Source organism: Rossellomorea oryzaecorticis, assembly GCF_038405515.1.
In the GTDB taxonomy this organism is placed as follows: domain Bacteria; phylum Bacillota; class Bacilli; order Bacillales; family Bacillaceae_B; genus Rossellomorea; species Rossellomorea oryzaecorticis_A.
On sequence record NZ_JBBYAF010000028.1, the window covers coordinates 50,144 to 57,654 of the forward strand.

Consider the following 7,511-nt stretch of genomic DNA (forward strand, 5'->3'; position numbering starts at 1 on the left):
CCAAGAAGGCAAAGAACGCCTTCGTGGCCGATTCGTCTTATGCCACACGCCTCTGAGCAAAGCCCTTCCGCTTTTCGATTAGGAGTCTTCGTCTTCCACTCCAATCAACCGCTGGAACGGACTTAAAAATAAAACGTGTATTTTACAATTAATTAAAACCCGAACTCATTTGAATCCAAGAATCCAGATGAAAGTTTGGGTTTTTATAGTTTTTATGACAAGCTAAGGTTTGATGAAAACACTTTGATGGGTTCTATTCATATCGACATTATTTTTAAGAAACGACCTTAGTAAAAAACGATGTGTTTAACAAAATACAGAGTGGATTGAAGCGGAAGGCACTTGACTCCGACGGGATATAGAGGAAAGGTCGAGACCCCGGAGACGGGACGTCGAGGAGGCTTGACTTCCTCCCCGCGGAAAGCAAGTGCCTGCAGCGGAAAGGAACGGTCTGCGATTGATTCCGGAACAGTTTTTAAGAAAAAGGCTAACTGAATTTCAATCAAAATTGGTAACAGTTACTCGAATGAAGACATCCCTTCAGTAGGAAAATACGTTCAAAGGGGTGGATGTACATTGAACGTTATTACAACCTTCAATACAAAGAGAAGAGAAAAACAAATCAAAACAGAAAGAAAACTGCTAAAAGAAATTTCAATTAAAATGCTCCAGGAAAGTGTAAGGAAGCATTTTGGATATATAAAAATTCAAGGTGGAGTATTCATGCAGCAAGGGTTTGACGAGGCATGCTTCGATGTCGCGATCGAAGCCTATCTGCTGGGAGGAAAAGTAAGCAAGTTCGGATACTCCGGAGAAGATATTGAATCTGTCAAAAAGCGGTGCAGGGAAGAATTAAAACATTTTATCGATACGCTTTATAACTTCTGGTTGTATTGGTCCGAGATGGGGATTTCCAATCAAGTCGACGAATCCATTTACTACAGCTGTGAACACTTTGTAGAAACATGGTGGTCAGAAGGGTATGAAAAAGGCATCAAGCGCCTAAAGCTTCGTCTTCATTAATACTTTTATGTTCTAAAATGGTTTCTTGTCCCATATTTTTAGTAAAGAACGGCTGAGTTTCAGTTTTTTACTTAAAAATAGGGGGAGTGACATGAGACAGAAATTAAAGCTTGCAGGGATTATTGCCGCCCTCGGCATCTTGCTGTTTATTATTCAATATAAAATTATGGATAAGGATACATGGGATTCATGGAATCTTCCCTTATCTGGAAAGATTATATATATCGATCCCGGTCACGGGGGCCCTGATGGCGGAGCGGGGGATAAAAACGCTTTGGAAAAAGACATTGCATTAAATGTTTCGCTGATGATCAGAGACTACCTTCAGGAACAGGGAGCCCTTGTACTTATGACCCGTGAAGAAGACAAAGATTTAGCGGATGAAGACACAAAAGGATACAGCAGGAGAAAGGTAGAGGATTTGCACAAACGTCTGAACCTTATTAATGAATCAGAAGCGGATATGTTTTTGAGCATTCATTTAAATTCAATTCCTTCTCCGAAGTGGAGCGGTGCACAGACCTTCTATAATCCGAAGTTTGAGGAAAACAAAGCTCTTGCAAAAGCCATACAGAGAGAAATCACACGAAATTTAGAGAACACAAGCCGGGAAGCAAAAGGTCTTCAAAGTGTATATATCTTAAAGCATTCTAAAAAAGCGGGGGCTTTGGTCGAGATTGGTTTCCTTTCAAATCCTGAAGAACGTAAAAGGCTTTTGGAGGAAGAGTATCAGGAAAAGGTGGCGGCTTCAATCTATCAAGGTGTCTTGAACTACTTAACTGAAAAAGAATGATGGCGAAGAGCTTCTCCTCAAACGGGAGCGGCTTTTTGTTTTTTACATTAAAACCACGTTAAGAATGAACCTGTGAAGGGTATAGAGTATTATATACCTCGAAGTAGTCTACACTTTAAGAAGAGACAAGTCATTAGGATAGGAAGGGTTCAATTATGAAAGAAACGATTATCAAGATTCTTGAACAAAATTATCATGATCTTTATACAAAATGGGTCCAGGATTTAGAAGAGTCCACAGATACATTGAATATTTCATATTACCAAAACACCCATGTGAAGAATGAATTGTTCAAGTCGATTTATAAAAGCCTCCATCAGGAGAATGAAGACTTCATCAAAGAATTCGATGATCTGTACAAAAAAATCGTGGAAAACAATGAAGCGCTTGAATATATTTCGACTGGATATCAATCGTTCAGAAGGACCACATTGAACGTTTTGCTCGAAGAAGATTTAACCAAAGAGGAAGTATTGGAAATTTATAATGAAATCGATCTATGGTTCGATCCGGTCTTCAACAAAATGATCAGTAAGTGCACAGATACATGGGAAGAAACGTTCAACGCCCAGAGGAAAACGCTGGTTGAACTATCTGCTCCCGTCATCCAATTATATGATCATATTTCAGTGATGCCGTTAGTCGGACATATCGATGAAGAAAGAATTAACCGGATTAAAGAAAACCTCCTTGAAGGTGTAACCAAATATCATTCTTCCATTGTCTTTCTTGATATTACCGGAGTTCCGGTGCTTGATACATTTGCAGCTCAGGGGATCATCGAATCAACAAGGGCGGCTGGTCTGCTCGGTGCCGAATGTATCCTTGTAGGAGTAAGACCAGAAATTGCCCAGACGCTCATCAATTTGGGGATCGACTTAAAAGAACTGAAAACATTCAGTTCCCTTAATAATGGACTGAATTTTGCCCGGAATCAAATGGGTAATTAACAACGACTGAAAGAGCTGCTCCGATGGCAGCTCTTTTTTGTGTTGGGTATAAAATGGACTAGTATATCGATTGAAACTACAGTTTGATAAAAAGCTGTTTGCTAAAGTCCTTTGTAATAATGTTGCTTATAGAAATCGCAGAGTGGATTGGAGCGGAAGGCACTTGACTCCGGCGGGATTTAGAGGAAAGGTCGAGACCCCGGAGACGGGACGTCGAGGAGGCTCGACTTCCTCCCCGCGGAAAGCAAGTGTCTGAAGCGCAAAGGAACGGTCTATGTTCATTGCCGATAAAAATATTCGACAAGTAAGAATCATCTGTACAGGTCAAAATGATATTCGAGAAAAGTATTCCAACCCTTTTAACAGTTATTTCTGATAACGATATGTTATACTGATAGTAGTTGTAAACGAATACATACAAAAGGGTGGTTATTCATGTTAACAGAACAGCAGACACGCGATCTTTTATCTCAGTTAGAGGATCCTTTTTTACATAAAACGTTAAAAGAAACCAATGGTGTTGTCGAAGTTAGTGTGAAAGAAGAAAAAGAGCATGTAAGCGTGAAGATTGCACTTGCAAAAACCGGGACCGGCGAACAAATGCAATTCCAGCAAAAGGTTGTCCAATTATTAAAGGACAATGGAGCGGCATCTGTTGGAATCCGTTTTACTGAACTTCCTCAGGAAGAACTCGAAAAACATAGGGGAACAGGCGGAGAAGGTACGGATTTATTATCCCCTGCAAGCAAGACCACTTTCATCGCAATCGCCTCGGGTAAAGGCGGGGTGGGGAAATCCACTGTTTCAGTCAATCTTGCAGTGGCACTTGCCCGTCAAGGTAAAAAAGTGGGATTGATTGATGCGGATATCTATGGATTCAGCGTCCCGGATATGATGGGGATCGTGAAGCGTCCGGTAGTTCGCGGGGAAAGAATTATCCCAGTAGAACGTTTTGGCGTCAAAGTCATCTCGATGGGCTTTTTCGTTGAAGACAATGCACCTGTCATTTGGAGAGGACCGATGTTAGGGAAAATGCTCAATAACTTCTTCTCTGAAGTGGAGTGGGGAGACCTGGATTATCTGCTTCTTGACTTGCCTCCGGGTACGGGAGATGTGGCACTTGACGTTCATACGATGCTTCCGCATTGTAAGGAAATTATCGTCACCACCCCTCATCCGACAGCGGCGTTTGTTGCTGCCCGTGCTGGAGCCATGGCATTACAGACTGATCATGATATCCTCGGCGTTGTGGAGAACATGGCATACTTTGAAAGCAAGCTGACCGGTGAGAAGGAATTCGTATTCGGTCAAGGCGGCGGTGAGAAGCTGACAGAGGAATTGCGTACAGACCTCCTTGGCAAATTGCCGCTGCAGCAGCCTGATTGGAATGAAGAGGATTTCGCCCCTTCCATCTATGCTGAAGATCACAGGCTTGGGCAGATTTATGGAGAGATCGCTCATAAAGTCATTGAGAAATTATCTTAACCAAACAACGAAGCATGCGAAAATGGAAAAGGCAAATAGCGGGGATGTGTCCCTTGCCATTTGCCTTTTTTAAATGAAGGATGGTTTAAGCTCCGCCGCCTTGGCCTCCGCTTTCTCCTGAAGTCTCACCCGATCCGCCGCCGGCTGCACCGCTTCCGCCTTCACCGCCGCCTTCCTCTTGTTTTCCGCCGCCAGCTTCCTCGGCTGCTTTAAGGAGGATATCCTGGATCTTTGCTTTGAATAATGGGCTTTCAAATGTTTCGAGGACCACTTTTTGAAGGTGCTCGCGGTACTCTTTGCTTTTTAGGGCCTCTGTTAATTCCTTCTGAAATTCAGGATCTTTCATCAAGTCCATCATCATGCCCTGATACTCGGGATCCTTCATCAAATCTTTGAGTAACTTCTCGTTGCCATCCTTCATGCTTTTTGCCATGGATTCGGCAAACTTGGGATCTTCAAATGATTTCTTCCAGAATTCAGTGCCTTTTTTAGACGTAAGTGTTTTGGAAATGGTATCCTTAACAACTCCCTGGTCCATAATAAGCTCTGACTTCATTTTTTCATCTTTCATCACTTCTTGTATTGCTTTCTTTCCATCGTCGGTTTTTAATATATCGACAACCATTTTCTTGGTTTCTTCATAATCCATTTTGCTGCTGCCCGTATCTCCCCCTCCGCCGCAAGCGGCTAAAAGAAGGACAGTCAGTAGAAAAAGAAAGGAATATCTTTTCATGGGTAGTCTCCTTCCATACAAATTCCCTTACCTTTAATATGAGAAATTACGAAAAAAATATGCACATCCAATACTGGTACCTAGATTTTTTAAAGGAGCGTTGGTACAATCAACAGAGTGTATATTTTAAATTTGGAGGAAAAATGCAGTGACCATCCGAAATTGGATTCGTTTTTTTGTACATACGTTAATTCTTGGTGGAGCAGTAACGGCTATAGCCTCTCTTTTCATTAGATGGGATCAATACAGCCCATACATTCAAGATGGAAATGTAATTGGAATATTATCCAGCCTTTTATGGTTTATATTTGTAGGGTTTACATTCAGTGTCATCAGTCAAATGGGATACTTTGCTTATTTAACGATCCACCAGTTTGGAGTGGGGATGTTTAAAAGCTTTTGGAATTCTGTTCAGGTAGTGTTAATTGCATTTGTGCTATTCGACCTTATCTATTTCCGATTCAGGGCCTTCGCAGAAGAAGGAGCATCATATACCCCGTATATCCTCTTGGGAATCGGGATCCTGTTAGTGGGAATGCTTGTCGCGTACTTTAAGAACCAACAATCGGAAGCAAAGACCAATACATTTATATCAGCGCTGTTCTTTATGGTCGTTGTGACCACATTGGAGTGGCTTCCAGTCCTATTGGTTAACTCAATTAAATGGCTTTATCTTATGCTGATTGCATTATTGGTATGTAACGCTTATCAGCTCCTGAGACTTCCCAAATACATTGAACAATCCCAGATCGAAAGACAAAATAAGCAGCAGAAGAATTAACAAAAAACCCCCAAAGGAGTGCAGTCCTCTTTCGGGGGTTTTTTAATTAAGAAAGAATAAATTTCACTTCGAGAATTGTCCAGCTCCGGCGACTAGCCCCTCGAGGTCATAAGCTAAATAGACCAAGAAGGCAAAAAGCGCCTTCCCGGCCCATTCATCTTATGCTTGCCGGGGCTGAACGAGCCGCCTCCGCTTTTCCTGTTTATTGTATTAAATTCGTTTTTGCATCTCCGTTTGAAATCATATCTGACACAGACACAAAGCTTCCTTTTCCTTTCAGGGTCTTCACGATATCGGGCAGCGCTTTTTTCGTCTGCTTTGCAGAATCGGAAGCATGGAGAAGAATGATATCTCCTTTTTTGGCGCCTGTTACATTTTCTATAATTGCTTCTGTTCCGGGATTGGTCCAGTCCTTCGAGTCCACGCTCCAGTGCACAACGGTCAACCCGAGGCTGTCTGCCACCTTTAATGTTTCTTTATCAAAGTGACCGGTCGGAACGCGAAGTAATTTTACATCTTTCACATTCAGCTTTTCAAAAACAGTATCAGCTTTCATGATATCCTGCCTGATTTTATTCGGCTCCATATCGGTATAGTCAGAATACGCGTAGCCAAGATTACCGATTTCGTATCCTTCCTTCACAATTTGCTCAACTAAATCTGGATGACGCTCAGCCCAGGAACCCGAAATGAAGAAAGTGGCCGACTGAACGTTTAACTTCTTTAACTCCTCTAATATCGGCTTTGCTTTCTCATCTCCCCATCCAATATTGAACGTTAAAGCGATGCCCTTCTCACCTTTGTAAATAGCCTTCGGGCCATCTTTCGTTCCGAATACCGGAACAGAAGAGAGCGTACTGCTGTAGACAAATAGTGCGGTAAAGAACGAGATGACTATGACAAGACTGATCTGCTTCATTCGTTTCGCATTTACGGTATAGAAAACATTCATTACACAATCCCTCCGTGACATCTATCTCTATTAAAGATATGCATGTCCTCAGAAAAAATATCTAACTTCAGAAAAAAGTGATTATAAAATACTCCAGTTGGAAAAAACTACAAATAACAACATAAAGGGGTGACTTACTTGCTGGGGTTGATGATTGATGATAGAGAAAGACAAGAGCTGGAATATCTGTTGAAAAGAGAAATGGATGAAATCCTGTTTGATCTGAAAGATGCCCGGATCGATCAAATCGTGAAGCGGGCTATGGACGAACGATATAAAATATTGTTTTCTCTATTCCGCAGATTTGCAAGTCATAAAGAATGCCTCAAGTATATGAAGAGAAGCAATGATAAAAAAGAGAAATTCGAATAACATGCAGCGGCTTTTTAATGGACAGGCTTACCATACAAAAGTAATCATCCATAGAAAGCCGCTTTTGAAATGTCATGAATTTAATAAGTTGTAAAAAAACTTTAAAAATGTATTGACCCCGTAAAAAAATCTTGGTATATTATTAATCGTCGCTGTTGCGCTATCGAATATCTCGAAAACGCATTGAAAATTAAATTAAAAAAACAGTTGACTTCACACAAAGAGTTGTGATAAATTAATAAAGTCGCTTCAAACGGGGCGCGCAACAAATTGAACCTTGAAAACTGAACAAAACAAGACAATACGTCAACGTTAATTCTAGATTTGCCGCAACGATTGAATCGTTGCAAAAAGAGCTATTCAAACTTTTATCGGAGAGTTTGATCCTGGCTCAGGACGAACGCTGGCGGCGTGCCTAATAC

The 7,511-nt window shown here is 41.4% G+C and carries 8 protein-coding genes; 6 read left to right on the forward strand and 2 right to left on the reverse strand.

What is annotated here, in order from left to right; all coding sequences use genetic code 11:
* Positions 1-576: 576 nt before the first annotated feature.
* The 4 genes from AAEO50_RS14310 to AAEO50_RS14325 all read left to right on the forward strand — a co-directional run bounded on the left by AAEO50_RS14310 (position 577) and on the right by AAEO50_RS14325 (position 4,251).
* On the forward strand, positions 577-1,023 hold the full coding sequence (locus tag AAEO50_RS14310) for a DUF2521 family protein (RefSeq protein WP_341984960.1): 447 nt from the start codon (positions 577-579) through the stop codon (positions 1,021-1,023).
* Between the two features lie 91 nt (positions 1,024-1,114).
* Positions 1,115-1,816 (forward strand): N-acetylmuramoyl-L-alanine amidase CwlD, encoded by a 702-nt coding sequence (gene cwlD / locus AAEO50_RS14315; protein ID WP_341984961.1) that lies wholly within the window; start codon positions 1,115-1,117, stop codon positions 1,814-1,816.
* A 155-nt stretch (positions 1,817-1,971) separates the two neighbouring features.
* Positions 1,972-2,766, forward strand: a complete 795-nt coding sequence (locus tag AAEO50_RS14320; RefSeq protein WP_341984962.1) for an STAS domain-containing protein — start codon at positions 1,972-1,974, stop codon at positions 2,764-2,766.
* Positions 2,767-3,201: 435 nt separating this feature from the next.
* Positions 3,202-4,251, forward strand: coding sequence for an Mrp/NBP35 family ATP-binding protein (locus AAEO50_RS14325; RefSeq protein ID WP_341984963.1), 1,050 nt, complete (start codon positions 3,202-3,204; stop codon positions 4,249-4,251).
* Between the two features lie 85 nt (positions 4,252-4,336).
* On the opposite strand, the gene gerD is transcribed toward AAEO50_RS14325, so the two are convergent.
* The gene (gene gerD / locus AAEO50_RS14330; RefSeq protein ID WP_341984964.1) at positions 4,337-4,984 is read right to left on the reverse strand and encodes a spore germination lipoprotein GerD; all 648 of its coding nucleotides are present in this window, start codon (positions 4,982-4,984) and stop codon (positions 4,337-4,339) included.
* A gap of 148 nt (positions 4,985-5,132) precedes the next feature.
* Between gerD and AAEO50_RS14335 the strand changes: the two genes are divergently transcribed.
* The gene (locus AAEO50_RS14335) at positions 5,133-5,765 is read left to right on the forward strand and encodes a KinB-signaling pathway activation protein (RefSeq protein WP_341984966.1); all 633 of its coding nucleotides are present in this window, start codon (positions 5,133-5,135) and stop codon (positions 5,763-5,765) included.
* 202 nt (positions 5,766-5,967) lie between these two features.
* Here the strand turns inward: AAEO50_RS14335 and pdaB are convergent, their stop codons facing one another.
* Positions 5,968-6,717, reverse strand: coding sequence for a polysaccharide deacetylase family sporulation protein PdaB (gene pdaB / locus AAEO50_RS14340; protein WP_341984967.1), 750 nt, complete (start codon positions 6,715-6,717; stop codon positions 5,968-5,970).
* A 138-nt stretch (positions 6,718-6,855) separates the two neighbouring features.
* Here pdaB and AAEO50_RS14345 point away from each other — a divergent pair, with 138 nt between their 5' ends.
* The gene (locus AAEO50_RS14345) at positions 6,856-7,089 is read left to right on the forward strand and encodes a hypothetical protein (protein WP_341984968.1); all 234 of its coding nucleotides are present in this window, start codon (positions 6,856-6,858) and stop codon (positions 7,087-7,089) included.
* Positions 7,090-7,511: the final 422 nt, after the last annotated feature.